The 21,544-nt window shown below is 52.9% G+C and carries 18 protein-coding genes; 10 read left to right on the forward strand and 8 right to left on the reverse strand.

Annotation, left to right across the window (positions count from 1 at the left end):
• Nucleotides 1–36: 36 nt before the first annotated feature.
• The gene (gene gdhA / locus ACF8OF_RS08375; protein ID WP_262861100.1) at nucleotides 37–1,377 is read right to left on the reverse strand and encodes an NADP-specific glutamate dehydrogenase; all 1,341 of its coding nucleotides are present in this window, start codon (nucleotides 1,375–1,377) and stop codon (nucleotides 37–39) included.
• Between the two features lie 367 nt (nucleotides 1,378–1,744).
• A complete protein-coding gene (gene uspA, locus ACF8OF_RS08380) occupies nucleotides 1,745–2,182 on the reverse strand; it encodes a universal stress protein UspA (protein WP_004904570.1) in 438 nt (145 codons plus the stop codon).
• Between the two features lie 348 nt (nucleotides 2,183–2,530).
• Between uspA and uspB the strand changes: the two genes are divergently transcribed.
• Nucleotides 2,531–2,866 (forward strand): universal stress protein UspB, encoded by a 336-nt coding sequence (uspB, locus tag ACF8OF_RS08385; RefSeq protein ID WP_025154893.1) that lies wholly within the window; start codon nucleotides 2,531–2,533, stop codon nucleotides 2,864–2,866.
• Between the two features lie 73 nt (nucleotides 2,867–2,939).
• Here the strand turns inward: uspB and pitA are convergent, their stop codons facing one another.
• Nucleotides 2,940–4,430 carry an inorganic phosphate transporter PitA gene (pitA, locus tag ACF8OF_RS08390; protein ID WP_025154892.1) on the reverse strand — a complete coding sequence of 497 codons (1,491 nt, stop codon included), beginning with the start codon at nucleotides 4,428–4,430 and terminating at the stop codon, nucleotides 2,940–2,942.
• Between the two features lie 253 nt (nucleotides 4,431–4,683).
• Between pitA and ACF8OF_RS08395 the strand changes: the two genes are divergently transcribed.
• Together ACF8OF_RS08395 and ACF8OF_RS08400 are read left to right on the forward strand one after the other, a co-directional pair.
• Nucleotides 4,684–5,886, forward strand: a complete 1,203-nt coding sequence (locus ACF8OF_RS08395) for an NAD(P)/FAD-dependent oxidoreductase (protein ID WP_392496317.1) — start codon at nucleotides 4,684–4,686, stop codon at nucleotides 5,884–5,886.
• 720 nt (nucleotides 5,887–6,606) lie between these two features.
• The gene (locus ACF8OF_RS08400; protein WP_392496319.1) at nucleotides 6,607–7,305 is read left to right on the forward strand and encodes a pirin family protein; all 699 of its coding nucleotides are present in this window, start codon (nucleotides 6,607–6,609) and stop codon (nucleotides 7,303–7,305) included.
• Between the two features lie 68 nt (nucleotides 7,306–7,373).
• Here ACF8OF_RS08400 and pckA read toward each other — a convergent pair whose 3' ends face one another.
• The 4 genes from pckA to ACF8OF_RS08420 form a co-directional block, all read right to left on the reverse strand.
• Complete coding sequence (gene pckA / locus ACF8OF_RS08405) at nucleotides 7,374–8,993, reverse strand: phosphoenolpyruvate carboxykinase (ATP) (RefSeq protein ID WP_279797024.1); 1,620 nt, start codon at nucleotides 8,991–8,993, stop codon at nucleotides 7,374–7,376.
• A gap of 202 nt (nucleotides 8,994–9,195) precedes the next feature.
• Complete coding sequence (gene hslO / locus ACF8OF_RS08410) at nucleotides 9,196–10,086, reverse strand: Hsp33 family molecular chaperone HslO (RefSeq protein WP_262861096.1); 891 nt, start codon at nucleotides 10,084–10,086, stop codon at nucleotides 9,196–9,198.
• Nucleotides 10,087–10,111: 25 nt separating this feature from the next.
• Complete coding sequence (hslR, locus tag ACF8OF_RS08415; protein ID WP_262861095.1) at nucleotides 10,112–10,528, reverse strand: ribosome-associated heat shock protein Hsp15; 417 nt, start codon at nucleotides 10,526–10,528, stop codon at nucleotides 10,112–10,114.
• 28 nt (nucleotides 10,529–10,556) lie between these two features.
• On the reverse strand, nucleotides 10,557–12,680 hold the full coding sequence (locus tag ACF8OF_RS08420) for an IgaA/UmoB family intracellular growth attenuator (RefSeq protein WP_392496321.1): 2,124 nt from the start codon (nucleotides 12,678–12,680) through the stop codon (nucleotides 10,557–10,559).
• A 341-nt stretch (nucleotides 12,681–13,021) separates the two neighbouring features.
• Here ACF8OF_RS08420 and nudE point away from each other — a divergent pair, with 341 nt between their 5' ends.
• A complete protein-coding gene (nudE, locus tag ACF8OF_RS08425; RefSeq protein ID WP_262861093.1) occupies nucleotides 13,022–13,576 on the forward strand; it encodes an ADP compounds hydrolase NudE in 555 nt (184 codons plus the stop codon).
• Between the two features lie 121 nt (nucleotides 13,577–13,697).
• Here the strand turns inward: nudE and mrcA are convergent, their stop codons facing one another.
• On the reverse strand, nucleotides 13,698–16,223 hold the full coding sequence (gene mrcA / locus ACF8OF_RS08430) for a peptidoglycan glycosyltransferase/peptidoglycan DD-transpeptidase MrcA (protein ID WP_392496323.1): 2,526 nt from the start codon (nucleotides 16,221–16,223) through the stop codon (nucleotides 13,698–13,700).
• A 151-nt stretch (nucleotides 16,224–16,374) separates the two neighbouring features.
• Here mrcA and ACF8OF_RS08435 point away from each other — a divergent pair, with 151 nt between their 5' ends.
• The 6 genes from ACF8OF_RS08435 to aroB all read left to right on the forward strand — a co-directional run bounded on the left by ACF8OF_RS08435 (nucleotide 16,375) and on the right by aroB (nucleotide 21,455).
• Nucleotides 16,375–17,184 (forward strand): hypothetical protein, encoded by an 810-nt coding sequence (locus ACF8OF_RS08435; RefSeq protein WP_392496324.1) that lies wholly within the window; start codon nucleotides 16,375–16,377, stop codon nucleotides 17,182–17,184.
• Nucleotides 17,181–17,741 carry a hypothetical protein gene (locus ACF8OF_RS08440; protein WP_392496325.1) on the forward strand — a complete coding sequence of 187 codons (561 nt, stop codon included), beginning with the start codon at nucleotides 17,181–17,183 and terminating at the stop codon, nucleotides 17,739–17,741. Before ACF8OF_RS08435 ends, ACF8OF_RS08440 begins: the two co-directional genes overlap by 4 nt.
• Entirely contained in the window at nucleotides 17,738–18,253 is a 516-nt protein-coding gene (locus ACF8OF_RS08445; RefSeq protein ID WP_392496326.1) for a hypothetical protein, read from the forward strand. Before ACF8OF_RS08440 ends, ACF8OF_RS08445 begins: the two co-directional genes overlap by 4 nt.
• Entirely contained in the window at nucleotides 18,240–19,301 is a 1,062-nt protein-coding gene (locus ACF8OF_RS08450; protein WP_392496327.1) for a secretin N-terminal domain-containing protein, read from the forward strand. Before ACF8OF_RS08445 ends, ACF8OF_RS08450 begins: the two co-directional genes overlap by 14 nt.
• A gap of 515 nt (nucleotides 19,302–19,816) precedes the next feature.
• Nucleotides 19,817–20,341 (forward strand): shikimate kinase AroK, encoded by a 525-nt coding sequence (gene aroK / locus ACF8OF_RS08455; protein WP_004237896.1) that lies wholly within the window; start codon nucleotides 19,817–19,819, stop codon nucleotides 20,339–20,341.
• Between the two features lie 31 nt (nucleotides 20,342–20,372).
• Nucleotides 20,373–21,455, forward strand: coding sequence for a 3-dehydroquinate synthase (aroB, locus tag ACF8OF_RS08460; protein ID WP_392496328.1), 1,083 nt, complete (start codon nucleotides 20,373–20,375; stop codon nucleotides 21,453–21,455).
• Nucleotides 21,456–21,544 lie beyond the last annotated feature (89 nt).

The following is a 21,544-nucleotide window of genomic DNA, read 5'->3' on the forward strand; positions in this document are numbered from 1 at the left end:
CGGCACTGTGACGTTTTTCAGTAACAGCTTACAGACTTACAGCACACCCTGCGCCAGCATGGCATCAGCGACTTTCACGAAGCCGGCGATATTCGCACCCTGCACATAGTTGGTCTGTTTTTCCTCACTGCCGTACTCAACGCATGCATTGTGGATATCCAGCATGATGTGATGCAGACGCTCATCTACGACTTCACGTTTCCAGCCGAGACGGACAGCGTTCTGTGACATTTCCAGGCCGGATGTTGCCACGCCGCCTGCATTCGCGGCTTTGCCCGGTGCAAACAGGACATTTGCGGCCAGGAAGGCATCGGTTGCCGGGATAGTCGTCGGCATGTTTGCGCCTTCCGCCACCGCTTTAACGCCGTTTTTGATCAGCACTTCCGCATCTGCCAGATCCAGTTCATTCTGAGTGGCGCACGGCAGAGCGATATCCACCGGAACCGCCCACGGAGTCTGATCTTTCAGATACACCAGGCCGAACTCTTTCGCATACTCTTCCACACGACCGTAACGGTCTTTGATTTCAGTCAGACGCGCCAGTTTTTCGGCGGTGAAACCATCTTCGTCAACCACGGTACCGGAGGAGTCAGATGCGGTGACCACTTTCGCACCCAGTGACAGGCATTTTTCGATGGTGTACTGCGCCACGTTACCGGAGCCGGAAACCGCAACACGCATACCGTCGAAGCTCATTCCGTGGCGTTCCAGCATGGCCTGAGTGAAGTAAACCAGCCCGTAACCGGTGGCTTCCGGACGGATCAGACTGCCGCCGAAGGAGAGGCCTTTGCCGGTAAACACACAGGCGGTGTTATTGGACAGTTTTTTCATCATTCCCGCCATATAGCCGACTTCACGGCCGCCGACACCGATATCACCCGCAGGGACATCCGTATCCGCACCCAGATGACGGTACAGCTCGGTCATCAGCGCCTGGCAGAAACGCATCACTTCGCCCTGGCTTTTGCCTTTCGGATCAAAGTCAGAGCCGCCTTTCCCGCCGCCCATCGGCAGTGTGGTCAGGGCATTTTTCAGTGTCTGCTCAAAGCCGAGGAATTTGAGGATGGAGAGGTTTACGGACGGATGGAAGCGCATACCACCTTTGAACGGGCCGATAGCGGAGCTGAACTGCACACGCCATGCGCGGTTTACCTGCACCTGACCCTGATCATCAACCCAGGTCACGCGGAACTGAATCACACGCTCCGGCTCAACAAAGCGGGCGAGCAGGTTCTGATCGCGGTACTGCGGATTTTTTTCAAGGAACGGCCATAGTGTGGAGAAAACTTCGCGCACCGCCTGGAGGAATTCCGGCTGTGACGGGTCACGGCGCTGAACATTTTCCAGAAACGTTTCCAAAGAGATAAAGTTACTCATGTTGATTTCCTGTCTGTCATGCCCTTCTCATTCATGCAATAGTTATGCAGGCCGCACTCATCTCCCGGGGCAGGTTCTCCGGAACATTTTCGCGTACGTCATATCTGTGACACAAATGATATCGGGTTACGTTACTTTGTGAGGTATCCCGGACATTTTTGTTTTATTTTTCTAATAATGTGAGATGTGTTTGCATTTACCACTTGAATTTATCTCTTGTTTATATCCTGTTTTCAAGCTGTTTTTTTCATATATAACAAAAAAAATTCGTTGACGGCCTTTTTGGCGGATCCGGCAGCCGCATTTTCAGCCAAAAAAAATGCCTGCATAAGCAGGCATTTTATATGAATAATTTTTCAGCAGAGGATTATGCGTTATCATCATCCCGCAGCGGAACAATTAACATATCGACATGAACGGTGTTAATCAGCTGGCGGGCGGAAGACATCAGTTTGCTCCAGAAATCCTGGTGGTGTCCGCAGACAACCAGGTCCATATCATATTTTCTGATGGCATCGACTAATACCTGACCGAGATCACCGCTGCCGCTGAGCATTTCCTGAATCTCATAACCGGAGTTCTTCGCCAGGTTTTTCAGTGAATTACTGGTTTCTTCAGTAATACGCTGCTGCATATCACCCAGGTTTACATCGATAAGTCCGGTGTATAAGTCAGAGTAATTGACATCAACGTGGATCAGAGAAACTTTGGCGTTGTAAGGTTTTGCCATAGAAACTGCTTTGCTTACCAGCACTTCACTTTCAGGCGAAAGATCGACTGCGACCAGAATATGTTTATATGCCATAAGAAACTCCTTCCGTTCAAAAGGTTAAGGGGTTGGCAGGGCTTGCGCCGCTATCCTTTATGAATACTATAACTGCTTAATATCATTAAAGAGTGTAATGCTGATCACAACTCAATGCTTTTATCAGCAGCAGAGAATATCTGATTTATAAGATATACCAGTCTGCGCACTTCTCACAAGGCGGAGTGTGGCAAAACGGATATTTTCAGAAGATTATCGTGAAAGAATGCGAGAGTTTGTGGAACTTCACAGCATTGTCCATACTGAATACATAAAATACTGTCAGTATGATGTGATAGACACTGATATCACCGGTTCCTTCTCCGCAGATAGTCTAAGGAGTGGATTATGTTCAGTATACTTACACTGTTCTGGGCGTTATGTTTTCTTTGTCTGATTAACATGATCCGGTTTTATTCATCCACCCGGGCATTACTCTTCGTCCTGCGTGACAGCGACCCGCTGCTTTACCACGCTGTCGGCGGCAATAATGCGTTTACTGACCACACCCAGTGGCAGAAACAGCTGCGCCTTATCCGCTATATTAATCAGCGGGAATATCTCACTCATCATGATCCTGAAGTGATTTTACGCTGCGGACGTATCCGCCGTCAGTTCACCATGATCAGTGCGATATGCGGGATTGTGATTGCCTCTTTGCTGATGATGATTATCTGGCCGTAAGCGGTAACCGGATGCAAAAAAAAGCCTGACACACGTGTCAGGCTTTTCAGTTTCAGAGGATGGCAACCTGCTGTCAGATAATCTGCAGGGAGATCCAGTAGAGTGTGCCGGACAGGATAATGGATACCGGCAGTGTCAGGATCCAGGCCAGCATGATGTTTTTGATGGTTTTGGTCTGAACACCACCACCGTCAACAATCATCGTACCTGCCACCGCAGAGGAGAGCACCTGGGTGGTGGACACCGGCATCCCGGTATAACTTGCCACACCAATGGAGACCGCCGCGGTGACCTGCGCAGACACGCCCTGGGCGTATGTCATGCCTTTCTTACCGATTTTCTCACCGATAGTCACTGCAACACGTTTCCAGCCGAACATGGTACCCAGAGAGAGCGCCAGCGCGACAGAAATGATGATCCAGATAGGGGCATACTCAACGGTATTCAGCAGGTCATTGGACAGACGTTTCAGGAAACGCGCATCTTCCGGTTTGGTTTCCGGTAATTTCGCCACTTCTGCGGCGGTATCCGAAATACACATCAGCAGACGGCGCATATGGCTGCGCTGTTCCGGTAATAAATCATCATAGGTATGAATATTACCGAGCAGATCCTGAGCCTGTCTCAATACGATACCGGTACGCGAGCTGTCACAGTGGAACTGTTCATTGAGAACGGTATTCTCCGTGTTCAGTGCCGGGGTCAGCTCAATAGCGTGTGCCAGTGCATCCTTATGCGTGGTGTAATACTGCTCCAGGTTGACCACCGCATCGCGCGTACGGGCGATTTCGTAATCACTGGAATTCATATTCACCATAAAGCCGGCAGGGGCGACACCAATCAGAACCAGCATAATCAGACCGATACCTTTCTGCCCGTCGTTTGCGCCGTGTGAGAAACTGACGCCGACTGCGGAAAGGATAAGGGCGGTACGCGTCCAGAATGGCGGTTTGCGTTTGCCGTCTTTTTTCTCACGTTCTGCCGGTGTTAAGTGGATACGGCGGCGTTTCTTCGTGCCGCTCCAGTAGCGGCGCAGGAACCAGATCATTAATCCGGCGATCACCAGGCCGACCAGCGGTGACAGAATCAGAGAAAGGAAAATGCTGATCATTTTCGGAATATTCAGCGCATCAACCACGGAACTGTTGGTCACAATTGCGTTGGTCAGGCCGATCCCGATAATGGCGCCGATCAGGGTATGAGAACTTGAGGCCGGGATACCGAAGTACCAGGTGCCCAGATTCCAGATGATAGCGGCGAGAAGCAGGGAAAAGACCATGGCAAGACCATGGGCCGAACTGACATTCAGCAGTAAGTCCGTGGGCAGAAGATGCACGATCGCATACGCCACGCTCAGACCGCCGAGCAGTACCCCGAGGAAGTTAAACACACCCGCCATGACGACAGCAAGCTGTGCGCGCATTGCACGGGTATAGATAACAGTTGCTACCGCGTTTGCGGTATCATGGAAGCCGTTGATGGCTTCGTAAAACAGCACAAAGATCAGTGCCAGTACTAACAAAAGGCCGGTGTGAAATTCCAGGCCTGTAAATAGATGTAGCATAGACGTTAAGCCAGTTGTTGGACATGAACGCGGCGCATTATCAGCGACAAATGCGTCCCGGGGAAGTGAAATATGGCCTTTTTTTGATTTGATACCTTTATCAAATCAGCTTAAGAAATTATTAATCCTTGTATATCATCGGATTAGACTCCTTTTTTGAAAAGAATAAATTTTTGGCCTTATTTAATCATTATGACAAATTTAAGACATTTATCGGAATTTCTCCACATTTTAAGACACAGAGAACACTATTTTGGAAAAGTTTGACGCGATTGTAATCGGCGCCGGTGCCGCCGGACTGTTTTGCGCCGCACAGGCAGGGCAGCGCGGGCTGCGTGTACTGGTGCTGGATAACGGCAAAAAAGCCGGACGGAAAATTCTGATGTCCGGCGGCGGGCGTTGTAATTTTACTAACCTGTATACCGAACCGGCGGCGTACCTGAGTAAAAACCCGCATTTTTGTAAGTCGGCACTTGCCCGTTACACACAGTGGGATTTTATTGCCCTGGTGCAGAAATATCAGATTGCGTATCACGAAAAAACCCTCGGCCAGCTTTTCTGTGATGATTCCGCACAACAGATAGTTGATTTGCTGCTGGCGGAGTGTGAGCAGGGAAATGTGGTTATCCGCCTGCGCAGCGAAGTGACGGAGGTACAGAAACAGGGAGATGATTTCTGTGTGACGGTAAACGGAAAGGTTGTGAGCGCTCACTCACTTGTGGTGGCCAGCGGCGGATTATCGATGCCGGGGCTGGGTGCGACACCGCTGGGTTACCGCCTCGCGGAGCAGTTTGGCCTGCCGGTATTGCCGACCCGTGCCGCGCTGGTCCCTTTCACGCTGCATAAACCGCTGCTGGAAGCCTTACAGACGCTGTCCGGCGTGGCAGTGCCTGCCACAGTCACCGCACAGGATGGCACCCGCTTCGCGGAAAATATCTTATTTACCCATCGTGGCCTGTCCGGCCCTGCGGTTCTGCAAATCTCCAGCTACTGGCACCCCGGTGAGTATGTGAGCATTAACTTACTTCCGGGCACCGATCTGGCGGAGTTTTTCACCGTGCAGCGGGAAAAACACCCGAATCTGAGCCTGCGTAATGCACTGGCAAAGCTGTTACCAAAACGGCTGGTGGAGTGTTTGCAGGCAACCGGTGACCTGCCGGATACTGCGCTGAACCAGTTATCCAAAGCCGTACAGCAGGAAATCACAGAGAAGTTACAAAACTGGCAGGTGCAGCCGAACGGCACAGAAGGTTACCGGACCGCCGAAGTCACACTCGGTGGCGTGGACACGCAGGCGCTTTCCTCCAAAACGATGGAAGCCCGTGATGTGCCGGGACTTTATTTTATCGGCGAAGTGGCCGATGTTACCGGCTGGCTCGGCGGCTATAACTTCCAGTGGGCGTGGAGTTCAGCGTGGGCATGTGCGCAGGCTCTGCCGTTTTCACCGGATGTTTAATCCCTGATAACGCTATGGAATTATTTAATTTTATTAAAATAAATCACCGTATCAGTGAGTTAACAGAAAACAGCAGTGATTATATGAAATATTGAGCAAAAAGTGCTTTACAAATGATACTGAGAACTATTATCATCAAATCACTTTCAGATGACCACCTTCAGGGTTCAGATGAAAGAACGACATTGCTCACATTGCTTCCAGTGTTTATTTAGCCAGCCCTGTGCTGGCTTTTTTTTTCCCCCTTTTTCCCCTTATCCATTCGCGCCGCAGGTGCGTTGGCTTTTCTGCGTCATCCTCCGGCCTGTGGCTGTGTTGGCTTTGTTCGGCTACCCCGGTCACATACTGATGTATGCTCCCGGGGATATCCTCACTTCGCCGCCTTGCCACAAACCGGATGATTTAGCAGATTAATTTTTCTGTTTTTCTGTTTTTCTGTTTTTGACGGAGTTGAAGTGCATGAGGGGTTAACCGGCAAAAAAAAGGAAAGCGTAAAGCGCCATGGATGGCGCGATCCGAGCGGACAGGGATGTGTCAGCGACTTTCCGCTTTGCCGGTTATCCCGCAGCCCGGGTCTGAAAGAAGATGGTTTTAATGGTTATCTCCGTATCCCCCTCTCTCTACTTATTCAAATTTTTTGAATCCTTGCGTTAAACCCGGCTACTGGTGAAATTAGCGGCAGGACGTAAACTTATCCTCATCAGATTGAGGAGAAAAATAATGATCTATGTACGCCCTGCAAATGAACGCGGCCATGCCAACCACGGCTGGCTCGACAGCTGGCACACCTTTTCGTTTGCCGATTACTATGACCGGGATTTTATGGGTTTTTCTGCCCTGCGGGTCATTAACGAAGACTTTATCGCGGAAGGCCAGGGGTTCGGCACCCATCCGCATAAAGACATGGAAATTCTGACCTATGTGCTGGGTGGTGCGGTGGAGCATCAGGACAGCATGGGGAATAAAGAACAGGTGCCTGCCGGTGAGTTCCAGATCATGAGCGCCGGAACCGGGATCCGCCACTCGGAATATAATCCGGATAATGATAATCCGCTGCATCTGTATCAGATCTGGATTATCCCTGAAAAAATCGGTCTGACCCCGCGCTATGAGCAGCGCCGGTTTGATGCGGCGAACGGTCGCCAGCTGGTGTTGTCCCCGGATGCCCGTGACGGTTCGCTGAAAGTCTTTCAGGACATGACTTTGTGGCGCTGGACACTGGCTGCCGGTGAAGCGGAGGAATATCAGCCTCAGAGCGGACGGATGATCTGGATCCAGGTGGTGAAAGGTGAGCTGACTGTTAATGACCAGACAGTGAAAACCAGTGATGGTGTGGCGGTATGGGATGAATCGTTAATCAGCCTGAACGCCGCGCAAGACAGTGAAATCCTGCTGTTTGACCTGCCGCCTGCACAATAAAACAGAAAGCCCCGGATCATCTGACCCGGGGCTACTGTGTTGCTCACACTACTTTTCTTGTTATCCGGTTACAGCGAAGGCCCTGCACTAATCAGAGCCTGACCTGCCGGCGTGTCGGTATATTTATCAAAGTTATTTATAAACCGCCCTGCAAGGTCTTCCGCTTTTTCCTGCCACTGCGCCACATTATCATACGTGTTGCGCGGGTCGAGTATATGACTGTCAACACCCGGCAGTTCGTGAGGAATGGCCAGATTAAAGACCGGCAGCGTATGTTTCGCCGCTTTATCAATATCCCCACTAAGAATGGCGTCTATGATAGCACGAGTATTCTTAATTGAAATACGTTTTCCGGTTCCGTTCCACCCGGTGTTCACTAAATACGCTTTTGCCCCGGCGGCTTTCATCCGTTTGACCAGCACATCGGCGTACTGTGTCGGGTGCAGTGTCAGGAATGCCGCACCGAAGCAGGCTGAGAACGTCGGTGTCGGCTCTGTGACGCCGCGTTCCGTACCTGCCAGCTTAGCCGTGAAACCGGATAAGAAATGATACTGCATCTGTTCCGGTGTCAGTTCCGCCACCGGCGGTAATACGCCGAAGGCATCGGCGGTCAGGAAAATCACATTGCTGGCGTGACCCGCTTTGGAGACCGGTTTAACAATATTTTCAATATGATAGATAGGGTAAGAAACCCGGGTGTTTTCGGTTTTGCTGCCGTCGTTAAAATCCACACTGCCGTCCGGACGGACAACCACGTTTTCCAGCAGCGCGTCGCGGCTGATGGCGTGATAGATATCCGGCTCCGCTTCCGCAGATAAATTGATGGTTTTGGCGTAGCAGCCGCCTTCAAAGTTAAAGACACCGTCATCATCCCAGCCGTGTTCATCATCACCGATCAGTTTGCGTTTCGGGTCGGTGGAGAGGGTGGTTTTACCGGTGCCGGACAGGCCGAAGAAAATCGCCACATCCCCTTTTTCACCCACGTTTGCCGAGCAGTGCATGGAGGCAATGCCCTGTAACGGCAGCAGATAGTTCATGATGGAGAACATACCTTTCTTCATCTCACCGCCGTACCAGGTGCCGCCGATAAGCTGGATGCGCTCACTCAGATTGAACGCCACAAAGTTTTCTGAATTCAGTCCCTGTGCCTGCCAGTCCGGATTCACGCATTTCGCGCCGTTCATCACAATGAAGTCCGGTTCAAAATCATGCAGTTCGTTTTCATCCGGGCGGATAAACATGTTTTTGACGAAGTGTGCCTGCCAGGCAACCTCGGTAATAAAGCGGACTTTCAGGCGGGTATCGGCATTGGCGCCGCAGAAGGCATCCACCACAAACAGGCGTTTGCCGGATAACTGGTTGGTGATCAGGTGTTTCAGGGAATTCCAGGTGTCCTGTGACAGCGGTTTGTTGTCATTTTTGCCTTTTCCCTGATCCGCCCACCAGACGGTGTCGCGGGTGAGATCATCTCTGACCAGATATTTGTCTTTCGGTGAGCGGCCGGTAAAAATGCCGGTGTCCACCGCGACCGCGCCGCTGGCGGTGACGACACCGTGTTCATAACCGGTCAGGCCGGGGCGGGTTTCTTCATCGAAAAGTAAGTCATAACTCGGGTTATAAATTATTTCTGCGGCATCACGGATACCATACTGCTCCAGTTCATTCACAGCCATCGTTTTTACGCTCATCCAAAGCCTCCGGGTTGTCGGAATATCTCCGCATATCATAATTGTTTACGACTGGTTAACAGCGATTGCTATCAAATAAATGAAAATCCGGAGTTTATTTGGCTTTATTTTGTGAGCTGGCTCGATACCATAAGAAAAAATAAACAAAAAGGCCGCATCCGGGGAGCCCGGTGCGGCCTGGTGTTGCGTCAGCTAAAACGAATCAGTGCAGAGAAGCGTTTTTCTGAGTGCGGATTTCATGAATATCCTGTTCATCAAAGATATGATGAGCGCCGCAATATTCACACTCCATATCAATTTTGCCATCTTCCTGCAAAATATGATTAACATCGTCTTCCGGCAGGGTGACCAGCGTATCTGCGCAGCGTTCGCGGGAACAACCGCAATGAAACGCTACCGGTGCCGGTTCATACAGCATAACGTCTTCTTCGTGATAGAGACGGTACAGGATGGTTTCGGCATCCAGGGTAAAGAGTTCATCAGAAGAAATAGTGGCGGTCAGCTGCATCAGGTGGCTGAACATGTTCTGTGTTTCTTCCTGCGTACGGGCTTCTGCCGATGCCGGCAGGGCCTGTAACAGCATCCCGGCAGCCTGCATTTTACCGTCGTGTTCCGCAACGCGGACAAACAGGCTGGTCGGCAGTTGTTCAGACTGACGGAAATAGGCATCCAGGCATGCTTCGAGGGTATCCCCTTCCAGCGCCACAATACCCTGATAACGCTCACCCTGACGCGGCGTAATCGTGATGACCATAAAACCTTTGCCGATCATGTCGTGGAAACCGGCACCGGCAGGCACATCGCCGTTCATGCGGGCGATACCGCGCATCTGCTGGCGGTCGTTACCGTTGATCACAGCGAGACGGACCGGGCCGTCCCCCTGGATCTGAACGGTGATATCCCCTTCAAATTTCAGGGTCGCGGTCAGCAGGCTGGTGCAGACCAGCAGTTCACCGAGCAGGCGGCGGACAGGCTCCGGATAATGATGGTTATCCAGAATCTGCTGTAATGTGCCGGAAGCATTGACCAGTTCTCCCCGGACATCACTTTTGTTAAACAGGAACCGGTGTAATGTATCTTGTCGTGCAGACATAATTTTCTCTCGTCTTAACCGCCGGTTATTCAGCGGTATCTGAATTACTGTGTTTAAATTTCAACAATGTCCGTCGTTCCTTTTTATCAGGACGTCGTTCCGGGTGCGGCATCGTCAGGGCATTCATTTTACGTGCAAGTGCCGTTTTTTCACGTTTTTCAATGCTCTCCGGGGTTTCTTCCCAGAGTGTCTGTGCCAGCGGCGCGCTCAGGCGCTTGTCCGTGATCCCCAGCACGCGGATTGTCCGTGCATCATTTCCCTGACGCAGGACGATAACCGCGCCGTTTTCGACCAGTTTTCCGGGCTTGGTCCGCTGCCCGTTATAATGAACCTTGCCGCCGTCAATCATGGTTCTGGCGATAGAGCGGGTTTTATAAAACCGTGCCGCCCAGAGCCATTTATCAAGGCGGACAGGCTCTGTGACCTGTGAAGCCTGTTGCATGGTTACTCCGTGACAGACAGTGCAGCCGTTACGGCTGCACCTCAGAAGAAGGGTAGTCGTGCCGGAAGCAGTTGTCGTAATAACGGCGGATATCCGTCATCCGGCGGCGGCGCTGACGCCAGCGGATAAACGTATAGATGCCGTTGATAATGACAAGAAGGGAAAAGACGGCCAGTAAAATACAGCTGCCGATAAACCGCGCCAGCATGAGACTATCCGGCTGAAAGTGCAGCAGGATATGACGGGTGCCGTTGGCATCCACAGACACACCCGTGACAATGCCCTGAACCTCAAACGGGGTGTGCAGCAGCATATTGGAGAGCTTCTGCAGGGACTGCCAGTGCGCCAGCGGTGGCATTTCCTCAGTCTGTTCATTGACAGGGGCGTTCTCCACCAGGGATTTGCCTTCATCACTGATCAGCAGCACCCCACCCGGCGGCGGACTGTTCAGCCGCATTGCCGCATTTTCCACTTCTTTGTTTATAGCTGTAGATGTGGTGGCGATAACCAGCTTTTCCAAGGCCTCGGCACTTGCCGGACGCAATAAAACATTCGATTGCTCCAGTTTACCGGCTTTGGCGCGGGCTAATAAATTTTCCCAGTTCGGGGAATTTCCCAGATTGACGAGGGCGTTTTTCAGCCGCACACAGTCACTGTTTTCAAATTCACATAACGCCTGGGTTTTCAGTACCAGTGAGGAAAAGTCGTCCAGCAGGCTCATCCCGGAGCGGGTGATAACATTGCGCAGACTGTCGTTCACCTTACGGGCCCCGGCATCAGGATGCAGCTGGTTACTCAGTTCGGCAAGCAGTGCGGCGGCGCGATCAACCTGTTCGGACTCGGGAACCGGGAGCGGAGAGGCGTTGTTCCAGTAGATACCGGAGCAGTCAAACGCGCGGAAATTAGGTTTGTCCTGCGCGGAGAGGTTCGGCGGCATGTAACACATCCCCACGCCTTTGGCTTCCAGAAAATCCCCCACATAAAGCGGCATATTCTGGAGTTCGCTGAAATTCGTGGAGACCTTGGTTTCTGTACCGGTCAGCCAGTTCAGTGCCAGTTTCACCGGCAGGTTGACCGGCTGATTACAGGCCAGAACCAGCAGGGCTACGGCACTGGTCAGGGCGATCAGCAGATTTTTTCCGTAACGGCGATACGGGAAGCGGGTGGCTTCCTCGCGCAGGGAGAGATATTTCCCCTGGCGGACAACCTGCTGGTCTTCATACATTTCAATCTGTGTGACCGTGCCCAGATCCTGATGCAGCCAGGGTTCCCAGTGGCGCGGGTAAATCAGGTCGATACCGCCGAGTGAAATGCTGTGCTTCTGGCTGTGGTCAAAATCACCGAACAGACCCCAGCGTTTCGGGATCCCCCGGTAGCACTGAATATCCCGCAGACGGCGGCGGTTACTGATCGGGATCAGGGATAATATGATACCCGGCAACAGCAGTCCGGCACCGGCGGCGATCATCCAGTAAAATAAAAACGGCGGCATAAAGACCGCAGTGAGTGCCGTCAGCACGCCGCAGATAATCAGCGTACCGCTGATAAACCCGTGACTGTGCTGCAGGTTATATTCCTGCCGGCTCTCTCTGCGTGTGCCGAGAAACTGAATATCAGCATTGCTGTTAGTCAGTATCGCGGCCTGTACCGGTACGTCATTATTTTTTGTCATTGGCTCTGCCAGCGCATAGTCGTCAGTAAACTCACGTAAGTCATGACCGTTCAGCCCGACAATCATCGGTATTCCGGCAGTAAACATCACATCAATGACATTTGTGGTCTGAATAAATTCATCCAGAACCGCAGGCAGATAAACTTCATTGCCTTCAATGTAGTAATGCCACTGCTGCCCGTTTTTCTCCGGGATGGCATACCGGGTGATGCGGTTGCACAGACGATAGACGTGATCACTTTTTTTGGGGAAAGCCGGTAATGTAAAATGCAGGTCATTACTGACCGCCTGCCGGGCAGCGCGGGTCAGATGGCGCTCAATGGCCTGAATTTCACAGGCACCCGGGCGGTGGTGTGTCAGACTGGCCAGTGAAGGTAACACATAACCCGCCCGGCGCTGTTTCCGCCGGCGGCTGATAACCAAAACCATTATAAGACAACCGATCACCAGAGCGGTTGTTATAATGAAGGTGATAGTCATTTTTTCCCCGTTGTAATTGCCTGTGCAGCATAACAGTGAAGGAAGCCGTTAAAAAATCGGCCTTTTCTGATTATGCAAAAAGAATTATTTTAAATAACAGTCTGTTATAACTGATTATTTTCACTTTTACCTGCTGATTATGCTGTGTGTCACCGTTATTTAGTCATCCCGCCCGGTGCTTTTCTTTGTCTCAGGAACGGGTAATATGAAGCAGAGCAATAAGTGAGTGAGCCGGGAATTTACCCCGGTTTTTACTTATTCGCAAAGCGGTACTGTTTCACCCTGTACAGTTTTACGCTGTATGGTTGTACTGCGTTTTTATATTACGTACAGAGGCATACATGGCAGAATTACAAAAACCGAAAATTATCCGCATCGAGACTGTTGCCCAATCCCGTTTGTTTACTGTCCAGTCTGTTGCACTGAAATTCAGTAATGGTGCGGAACGGATTTATGAGCGTATGCGCCCTGCAACCCGTGAATCTGTCCTGATTGTCCCTGTGATAAATAACGAGCTTATCCTGATCCGGGAATACGCGGCGGGTGTGGACAGCTATGAGCTGGGATTCCCGAAAGGTGCGATCGATCCCGGTGAGGATATGCTGACTGCCGCTAACCGTGAGCTGAAAGAAGAAATCGGGTTTGGTGCCCGCACACTGACACCTCTGCGCCGCGTTACCATGTCTCCGTCCTATTTTTCCGGGCAGATGAATATCCTGCTGGCGGAAGGGCTGTATCCTGAAAAGCTGGAGGGCGATGAGCCGGAACCGCTGGTTCAGGAGCGCTGGCCGGTCAGTAAGATGATGGATCTGCTGGCGCATCCGGATTTTAACGAAGCGCGTAATATTACCGCGCTGTTCCTGGCGCAGCAATTTTTACAGCGTACCGGCCACTAAGCTATTTTTAACACAAATCGGTCAGCGTTAATCATCGAAAAAAGACATGCATTTGTGTTAAGTAACAGCGATTGAAAAAAAGGGCTGCCCGCAGGCAGCCCTTCTGTCTTTATCCGCTTAATCAGAACAGTTCTTCCGAACCGCCGTCCTGCTGAATAATCGTCGTTCCCACTTCCGACACGCCGTAATCTGTCGGCTCGGTGCCTTTGATAAAGTATTCGGAACGGGAATTGGCGCCGGAGCCCAGTTTACCGGTGCTGCGGTTGATCTGAACGGAGATAATTCCCGGCGGTGGCGGGTCTTTACGCTCCGGCACACCTTCCAGTGCGACTTTCATAAAGTCGTTCCAGATTGGCTGAGCGCTTTTCGCACCGGCCTCACCACGACCAAGGTCACGGGCGTTTTCATCAAAACCAATCCAGACCGCCGCCACAATGTCCGGGCCGTAGCCGACAAACCAGGCATCTTTTGAACTGTTGGTGGTTCCGGTTTTGCCGCCGAGATCGCGGCGTTTGATATCCCGCATTGCCCGCCAGCCGGTTCCGCTCCAGCCCGGTTCGCCATAGATATTGGAGTTCATGGCGTCTTTGATCAGGAAGGCCACCTGAGTGCTGACCACATGCGGTGCATACGGAGAATCACTTCCTGCCAGCGGTGCTTTTTCCAGGTCGGCTTCCGGCGCGGCAGGCTGGTCATTTTCCTGCGGCTGGCTGTCTGATTTCGCCACATCGTTTTCCAGCGCATCTTTATTCAGACTGCTTTCCAAGTCATGTGAGCCTTCACCGTAAATGACCGGGATGTTGGTACACTGCGGACAGGCAATTTTCGGCTCTGCGGTAAACAGGGCTTTGCCTTCAGTGTTATCAATCCGGCTGATAAAATACGGGTCGATCAGATAGCCGCCGTTGGTCATCACGGCGTAGCCGCGCACCATCTGCATCGGGGTGAAGGAGGATGAGCCGAGCGCCATGGATTCTGTCCGGACAATGTTGCTGTCCGGGAAGCCGAAGCGCAGCAGATAATCGGCGGCATAATTCACGCCCATTGCCCGCATGGCCCGCACCATCACCACGTTTTTCGATTGTCCCAGCCCCTGGCGCAGACGGATCGGGCCGTCATAACGCGGTGGTGAGTTTTTCGGCCGCCAGTCCGGGCCTGCGCCGTCGGCACGGACAATCGGCAGGTCATTGAGCAGGGAGGCGAGTGTCAGCCCTTTATCCAGCGCGGCGGTGTACAGCAATGGTTTGATGCTGGAGCCCACCTGACGCAGAGACTGGGTGACACGGTTGAATTTGCTCAGTTCGAAATCAAAGCCGCCGACCAGTGCGATCACCGCACCATCTGTCGGATTAAGCGCCACCAGGGCAGAGTTGACATCCGGTATCTGTGCCAGCATCCAGCGGTCTTTATTCTGACGCACCCAGATCTGCTCACCGGCGTGCACCACACCGTTTACCGCACGCGGTGTCGGGCCCATAGCGCGATCAGAGATAAACTTACGCGCCCAGCGCATGCTGTCCATGGTCAGATCGATGGTGGAGCCGTCTTTGAGCATCACCTGTGCGCGGTTAGCATCCGCACTCAGCACAACACCCGGATTGAGCGGACCGTAGACCTGTAATGTTTTCAGTTTGCTCAGGATCTGCTCTGTATCCCATGCCGCGCTGTTCTGCGGCCACAATACCTGCTGAGCGCCCCGGTAACCGTGGCGCATGTCGTAGTCGATGATACCGGTATGAACCGCATCTTCAGCACTGAGCTGATCTTTGCGTTTAACGGTGGTGTAGACCTTATAGCCATCGGTATAGGCATTTTCACCGTACTTTTCAATCATGGCCATCCGTACCATTTCCGCCAGATACGGCGCGGAAAAATCAATTTCCGGGGCGTGATAACGGGCGTCGATCGGCTCATTGCGCGCTTCATCATACTGTGCGCGGGTAATGTAATTCTCTTCCAGCATCCGCGTCAGCACCACATTACGGCGGGCCAGAGCACGGGATTTGGAGTAAAGCGGGTTAAAGGTGGACGGTGCCTTCGGCAGCCCGGCGATCACGGCAATCTCACTGAGTGTCAGCTGATCAAGGCTTTTACCGAAATAGACATAGGCCGCAGCCCCCACGCCGTAAGCGCGCTGACCGAGGTAAATTTTGTTCAGATACAGTTCGAGAATTTCATCTTTGGTCAGCATCTGCTCGATACGGATGGCCAGGAACGCTTCCTTTACTTTACGGATAACGGTTTTTTCCGGGCTCAGGAAGAAGTTACGGGCAAGCTGCTGTGTGATAGTACTCGCGCCCTGTGATGCCCGTCCGGAGGTCATGGCAACAGAGGCGGCACGGAAAATCCCGATCGGGTCGATTCCGTGATGGTCATAGAAACGGCTGTCCTCCGTCGCGATAAAGGCATTCCTTACCATCGGCGGGATCTGGCTGAGTGTCAGCGGAATCCGGCGTTTTTCACCGAACTGGGCAATCAGTTCGCCGTCCGCACTGTAGATCTGCATTGGGGTCTGTAATTTGACATCTTTCAGCGTAGCCACATCGGGCAGATCTGCCTCGACATATTTGTACATGCCGTATATCGATGCTGCTCCAAGAAAAATGCAACAGACAACAAAGATCAATAAATACTTTAAGAACTTCACCTGAAAATTTCCGTTAGCCGTGTGGTGGACAGTTTATAAACAGCGACCCTGTAGTATAAAGGTTCATGCGTTTCTTGAATACGTATTTTATAACCAGCAGAAAATTAAGAGAAAAAAGGTATTTCTCATATCAATAATACAGGGATGATTTATGCGGATTATTTCACGGATGGCGGGAATTTCGCTTCAGGACGGGGAAATCAGGATAGCACTGGCGCGGCGCGCACGCCGGAGGTGGTGTTTTGAGGATTTTATCACGCTGATACTGCCGGAAACGGAATCAGCCGAAAACGGTGTGCCCGGTTTGTCTGCGGTTGCGGCTGCACTGGCGCCATGGCGGCGGCGGATCTGCGGGCGGCCGGTTTGCCGGGCGGCACTGCCTGTATCACTCTGTCTTCAGCAGCAGATCCGCCTGCCGGAGAGCCGTGCGGCGCAGTCTGCCGTGGTGCCGCTGATTGAAGCCTGGCTGGCGCGCACATTTCCGGGACGTCATCAGGATCTTATCTATGATTACCGGCGGTTTTCCGGCGATATTATTCTGACGGCGCTGCACCGCACTGTCCGTGAGCAGTGGTTGTCGCTGGTGGCGGAACTCCGTGCGGATCTGACGGTGCTCGGCATTATTCCCTGTGCGCTGCGCTGTTTTGCCCGCACCCGGGGTGTGGCTGCACAGGACTGGCTGGTTTTCCGCCAGGGGAACAGTATTTGCTGGACAGCCGGTGAAACGCAGCCGGTACTGAGCGGACGGGCTGATCTGACGCTGCCGTCATTGCTGACGGAGCTGAAAACACAGGGTTTTGATGATTCACAGGCGGAGCTGTGCTGCCTGCATGATACTGCACTGCTGCCGCCGGCATGGCAGCCGGAATGCCTGCGTTACCGCAATGCGGAGGCAGATGATGTCCCGCCGGGTTATGCGGCGGCGGCTGGGATGGTGCTCTGCGGGGAGGACAGGTTATGACACACCGGGTGAACCTGACCGCCTGGCGCTCCCGGCTGAAACGGCAAATCTGCCGCCGGATGGTTGTCCGGTTTCTGATAGCAGGAAGTGTGCTGTTATTCGCACTGCTGCCGGTTTATCTGCTTCATTCACTGAATGTGCAGCATCTGGTGGTGTTACAGGCCGCATTTGATGAGCGGGAAATCCGTCTTGAGCCGCAGCGGGCTGAATTTGCCCGTCAGCGCGCGGTACAGCGGCAGGCGGAAGCGGAAAATCTGCGGCAGCAGCAAACCGCACAGGAAAACCGTCGTTTCCGGGATTTGCTGGTTTTTTTGCAGGCGCAATTGCCGGAAGATGCCTGGCTGGCGCGTTATCAGGCAGAGCGGCAAAAGTATGATACAGAAAACAGTGTGCGCCATGTCCTGTCGGTGAACCGCCATCAGGTGATCGCGCCTTCGCATCCTTTATTACACCAGGTTGCATCGGGGCTGATGCCGCTCAGGCTGATCAATCTGCAACATCACAAAACAGCCGGTATCCGGCAGTTTATATTGGTGACCGGGGGGAGCCGGTCATGAATCTGAACACAATATGGCGCTGTGCGCAGTACCGGCGCGTGCAGTGGGGAGTGATGACCGGGATCTGGTTATCAGCCGGTGTGGTGTTCTGGTGTTTTTATCTGCAGCCGGCAGCCGGAGAAACGGAAATACAGCGCCGGCAGTTGCAGAGGCTGGCAGCATTGTCAGAACAGCAGGTGCCGGAAACGGTGGTTCTGCCGCCCCCGGATATCCCGCCGCTGTTTACCCTGCTGCCCGAAGATGCGCTGCCGCTGCTGACCGGCTGGCAGCAGGAGCCGCCGGAACAGCCGGAACGCTGGGTGCTGACCTTTGAGGCGCATTACCCGGAGCTGGCGGTGCTGCTCGATACCCTCAGCGGAGCGCTGACTCCGTTGCCGATCACCCGGCTCTCGCTGCACCCGCTGACACCCGGAATCTCCTCATCCCCGCCGTTATTGCAGATGACACTGCATCTGGCATTACCGGGCGCGGATTCACCGGATCCGGAAAAGGAATGGCATGATGATGAATAATGCAACGTCAGCGGCCCGGCTGATCACCGGCTGCAGCCTGTTGCTGGCAGCGGCTGCTTTTGGCGGGCAGCATCCGCGGGATCTTTTTCAGCCTGTCATTATTAATGAGGAACCGGCTGCGCTGACAGAATTTCCCGTGATGTACGATCCGCCGCTGATACCGGAAAGCAGTCAGAGCCGCACATTTCCCCTGCAATATGCGGATGTGGCGGACATGCTGGCTCTGCTGAAACAGCATCACGGGGAATGGTTTGCGGATAATAAAATGCCGGAGGCCGATGCGCTGACAAATTCCCTCTTTATAGAAGCACAGGCGGATGTGCTGTCGCGGACGGAAGCCTGGCTGGCACAGATGGATCAGCCGCAGCAGCAGGTACAGATTACGGCACATATTGTGTCCGGCTCGCGGGAGGGGCTGCATGAGCTGGGGCTGCAATGGGGAACGGTACTGCCGTCACCGGAGTCCGGCAACCGCCTGCAGCTGCATCAGGCACGGGGGAACAATACGTTCACCTTCAATATCGCCCGTCTCGGCGGGCGTCTGCTGGAGATGGAACTGAGTGCGCTGGAGCAGGAACAGCAGCTGGATATTGTCGCCAGCCCGCGCCTGACCACGGCGCATGAACATCCCGCCAGTATCAAACAGGGGGCGGAAATTCCGTACACCACACAAAACCATGAGTCCGGTTCACAGGTGCAGTTCCGTGAGGCGGTGCTGGGCATGGAGGTGACACCACAGATTCTGCGGGATAATAAAGTGCGTCTGACACTGCATATCAGCCGCAATGCCCCCGGGGTGGCGCTGATGCAGAACGGCAGTGAGCAGTATTCCATTGATAAGCAGGAAATCAGCACACAGGTGATTGTCCGCAGCGGGGAAACGCTGATCCTCGGAGGGATTTTTCAGCAGGATAAAGGCAGACAGGTAACCGGAGTGCCGTATTTATCGTCGATCCCATTGATGGGAAAGCTTTTTACCCATCAATACGATAAACTCAGCCGCCGTGAATTAGTGATATTCATTACACCGCAGTTGATCGATATTTAGTAATTGTATAAGTATCAGTGAGTTGTATCATTGTTCACGGAAAATATGCGCAGAATAACGGATTTTTTTACCGGCTCTGCGGTGTTATACATTTGACGATTGCAACGATTTAGCATACAAGAGTTAGCAAATTTAGCAGGTATGAAATCACTGCCGCCGTAAAATATGCCGTTAATCCGTTGACGGACAACGTCCTGATTCTCAGATCGCGCCTTATGTTTCTGCACAGCTCCTGTTTTCAGGAGGATTCACGGAAATATAAGGCGCGGTTTTTCGCAGGCGTTATGATAGTATGTGCGGATGTTCAGAGGCCGGATTGCGACAGGCGTCACACAGCAGCACCTGAGATATCTTTCCGGTTTCGTGCCGGTATGGTTGCAATCGGGCAGAATGTGCTGAGATAATTTCAGGTTACTCACGCAGATTCACTCATGAGGTTTCATTTGAGGTCCCGCCGCTGATCGGGTGAGCGGGGCGGGTTATCATTAACGAATATTCTTAGTTATACCAAAAACATGGCAGAGAAACGCAATATCTTTCTTGTCGGCCCGATGGGTGCCGGCAAAAGTACTATTGGTCGTCAGCTGGCTCAGCAATTAAATATGGAATTCTTTGATTCCGACCAGGAAATTGAACGCCGCACCGGAGCCGATGTGGGCTGGGTGTTTGATGTCGAAGGTGAAGAAGGTTTTCGCCTGCGTGAAGAAAAAATCATCAATGAACTGACTGAAAAGCAGGGTATCGTCCTGGCTACCGGCGGGGGTTCCGTCAAGTCACGGGAGACCCGCAACCGCCTGTCTGCGCGGGGTGTGGTTGTGTACCTTGAGACCAATATTGAAAAACAACTGGCCCGGACACAGCGTGATAAAAAGCGCCCGTTGTTACAGGTCGATGAGCCGGTCCGGGAAGTCCTGGTCAAACTGGCCGATGAACGTAATCCGATGTATGAAGAGATCGCGGATATCACTATCCATACCGATGATCAGAGTGCAAAAGTGGTTGCAAACCAAATCATTGAACTGTTAGAAACCAACAGTTAATTTCATTTTACCGGCAACATGCGGAGGTGCCATGGAAAAAGTGACTGTGACTCTGGGTGAGCGTGCTTATCCTATTTCAATTGCTCCGGGTCTCTTTTCCCTCTCCGGCACCTTTGCGCCGCTGACCGCCGGTCAGCGTGCAATGATCGTTACCAACGAAACCCTTGCCCCGCTGTATCTTCAGACACTGACCGATAATCTTGCGCACGCCGGTGTGCAGGCGGATTCCGTGATCCTGCCGGACGGCGAGCAGTATAAATCCCTGACCACCCTTGACCGTATTTTTACCGCACTGCTGGAAAACAATCACGGGCGTGATACCACGCTGATTGCGCTGGGCGGCGGTGTTATCGGTGATCTGACCGGATTTGCGGCAGCGTCTTACCAGCGCGGTGTCCGTTTTATCCAGGTGCCGACCACGCTGCTGTCTCAGGTGGATTCGTCTGTCGGCGGTAAAACCGGCGTGAACCATCCGCTGGGTAAAAATATGATCGGTGCCTTCTGGCAGCCGGTCAGTGTGGTGATTGATCTCGACTGCCTGAATACCCTGCCGCGCCGTGAACTGGCCTCGGGGCTGGCGGAAGTCATCAAATACGGCATTATTCTGGATCACGATTTCTTTATCTGGCTGGAAAACAATATCGACCGTCTGCTGGCCCCTGAGCCGCAGGCGATGGCGTACTGCATCCGCCGCTGCTGTGAGCTGAAAGCACAGGTGGTGGCTGCGGATGAAAAAGAGACCAGCGGGCTGCGCGCACTGCTGAATCTCGGTCATACATTCGGCCACGCCATTGAGGCGGAAATGGGCTACGGTGTCTGGCTGCACGGCGAGGCAGTCGCCGCAGGGATGGTGATGGCTGCACGCACGGCTGAACTGCTCGGGATCTTCCGCCCGGAAGAAACTGAGCGGGTTATTGCACTGCTTACCCGCGCCGGGCTGCCGGTGCGCGGACCGGAATCCATGGCGGCGGATGCCTATCTGCCGCACATGATGCGGGATAAAAAAGTGCAGGGCGGTAAACTGCATCTGATTGTTCCGGAAACGATCGGCCGGTCGGTTGTCCGTGCGGATATCCCGCATGACAAGGTGCTGGCTGCCATTCAGTCCGTATAACGGAAGCGGCGGACAGAAGTTTTTTGATATCTGTCTCGCTGAGTGCCGGGAAAATGGTTACACTACGCATGTGACGCACACACCGGGCG

The organism is Morganella sp. TYF_1, from assembly GCF_043105645.1.
GTDB classification, from domain to species: domain Bacteria; phylum Pseudomonadota; class Gammaproteobacteria; order Enterobacterales; family Enterobacteriaceae; genus Morganella; species Morganella morganii_B.

Excerpts from the sequence above, each read along its gene's own strand:
- gdhA (WP_262861100.1), bottom strand. The coding sequence starts at position 1,377 with ATGAGTAACTTTATCTCTTTGGAAACGTTTCTGGAAAATGTTCAGCGC.
- uspA (WP_004904570.1), bottom strand. The coding sequence starts at position 2,182 with ATGGCATATAAACATATTCTGGTCGCAGTCGATCTTTCGCCTGAAAGT.
- uspB (WP_025154893.1), top strand. The coding sequence starts at position 2,531 with ATGTTCAGTATACTTACACTGTTCTGGGCGTTATGTTTTCTTTGTCTG.
- pitA (WP_025154892.1), bottom strand. The coding sequence starts at position 4,430 with ATGCTACATCTATTTACAGGCCTGGAATTTCACACCGGCCTTTTGTTA.
- ACF8OF_RS08400 (WP_392496319.1), top strand. The coding sequence starts at position 6,607 with ATGATCTATGTACGCCCTGCAAATGAACGCGGCCATGCCAACCACGGC.
- pckA (WP_279797024.1), bottom strand. The coding sequence starts at position 8,993 with ATGAGCGTAAAAACGATGGCTGTGAATGAACTGGAGCAGTATGGTATC.
- hslO (WP_262861096.1), bottom strand. The coding sequence starts at position 10,086 with ATGTCTGCACGACAAGATACATTACACCGGTTCCTGTTTAACAAAAGT.
- hslR (WP_262861095.1), bottom strand. The coding sequence starts at position 10,528 with ATGCAACAGGCTTCACAGGTCACAGAGCCTGTCCGCCTTGATAAATGG.
- ACF8OF_RS08420 (WP_392496321.1), bottom strand. The coding sequence starts at position 12,680 with ATGACTATCACCTTCATTATAACAACCGCTCTGGTGATCGGTTGTCTT.
- nudE (WP_262861093.1), top strand. The coding sequence starts at position 13,022 with ATGGCAGAATTACAAAAACCGAAAATTATCCGCATCGAGACTGTTGCC.
- ACF8OF_RS08435 (WP_392496324.1), top strand. The coding sequence starts at position 16,375 with ATGCGGATTATTTCACGGATGGCGGGAATTTCGCTTCAGGACGGGGAA.
- ACF8OF_RS08440 (WP_392496325.1), top strand. The coding sequence starts at position 17,181 with ATGACACACCGGGTGAACCTGACCGCCTGGCGCTCCCGGCTGAAACGG.
- ACF8OF_RS08445 (WP_392496326.1), top strand. The coding sequence starts at position 17,738 with ATGAATCTGAACACAATATGGCGCTGTGCGCAGTACCGGCGCGTGCAG.
- ACF8OF_RS08450 (WP_392496327.1), top strand. The coding sequence starts at position 18,240 with ATGATGATGAATAATGCAACGTCAGCGGCCCGGCTGATCACCGGCTGC.
- aroK (WP_004237896.1), top strand. The coding sequence starts at position 19,817 with ATGGCAGAGAAACGCAATATCTTTCTTGTCGGCCCGATGGGTGCCGGC.
- aroB (WP_392496328.1), top strand. The coding sequence starts at position 20,373 with ATGGAAAAAGTGACTGTGACTCTGGGTGAGCGTGCTTATCCTATTTCA.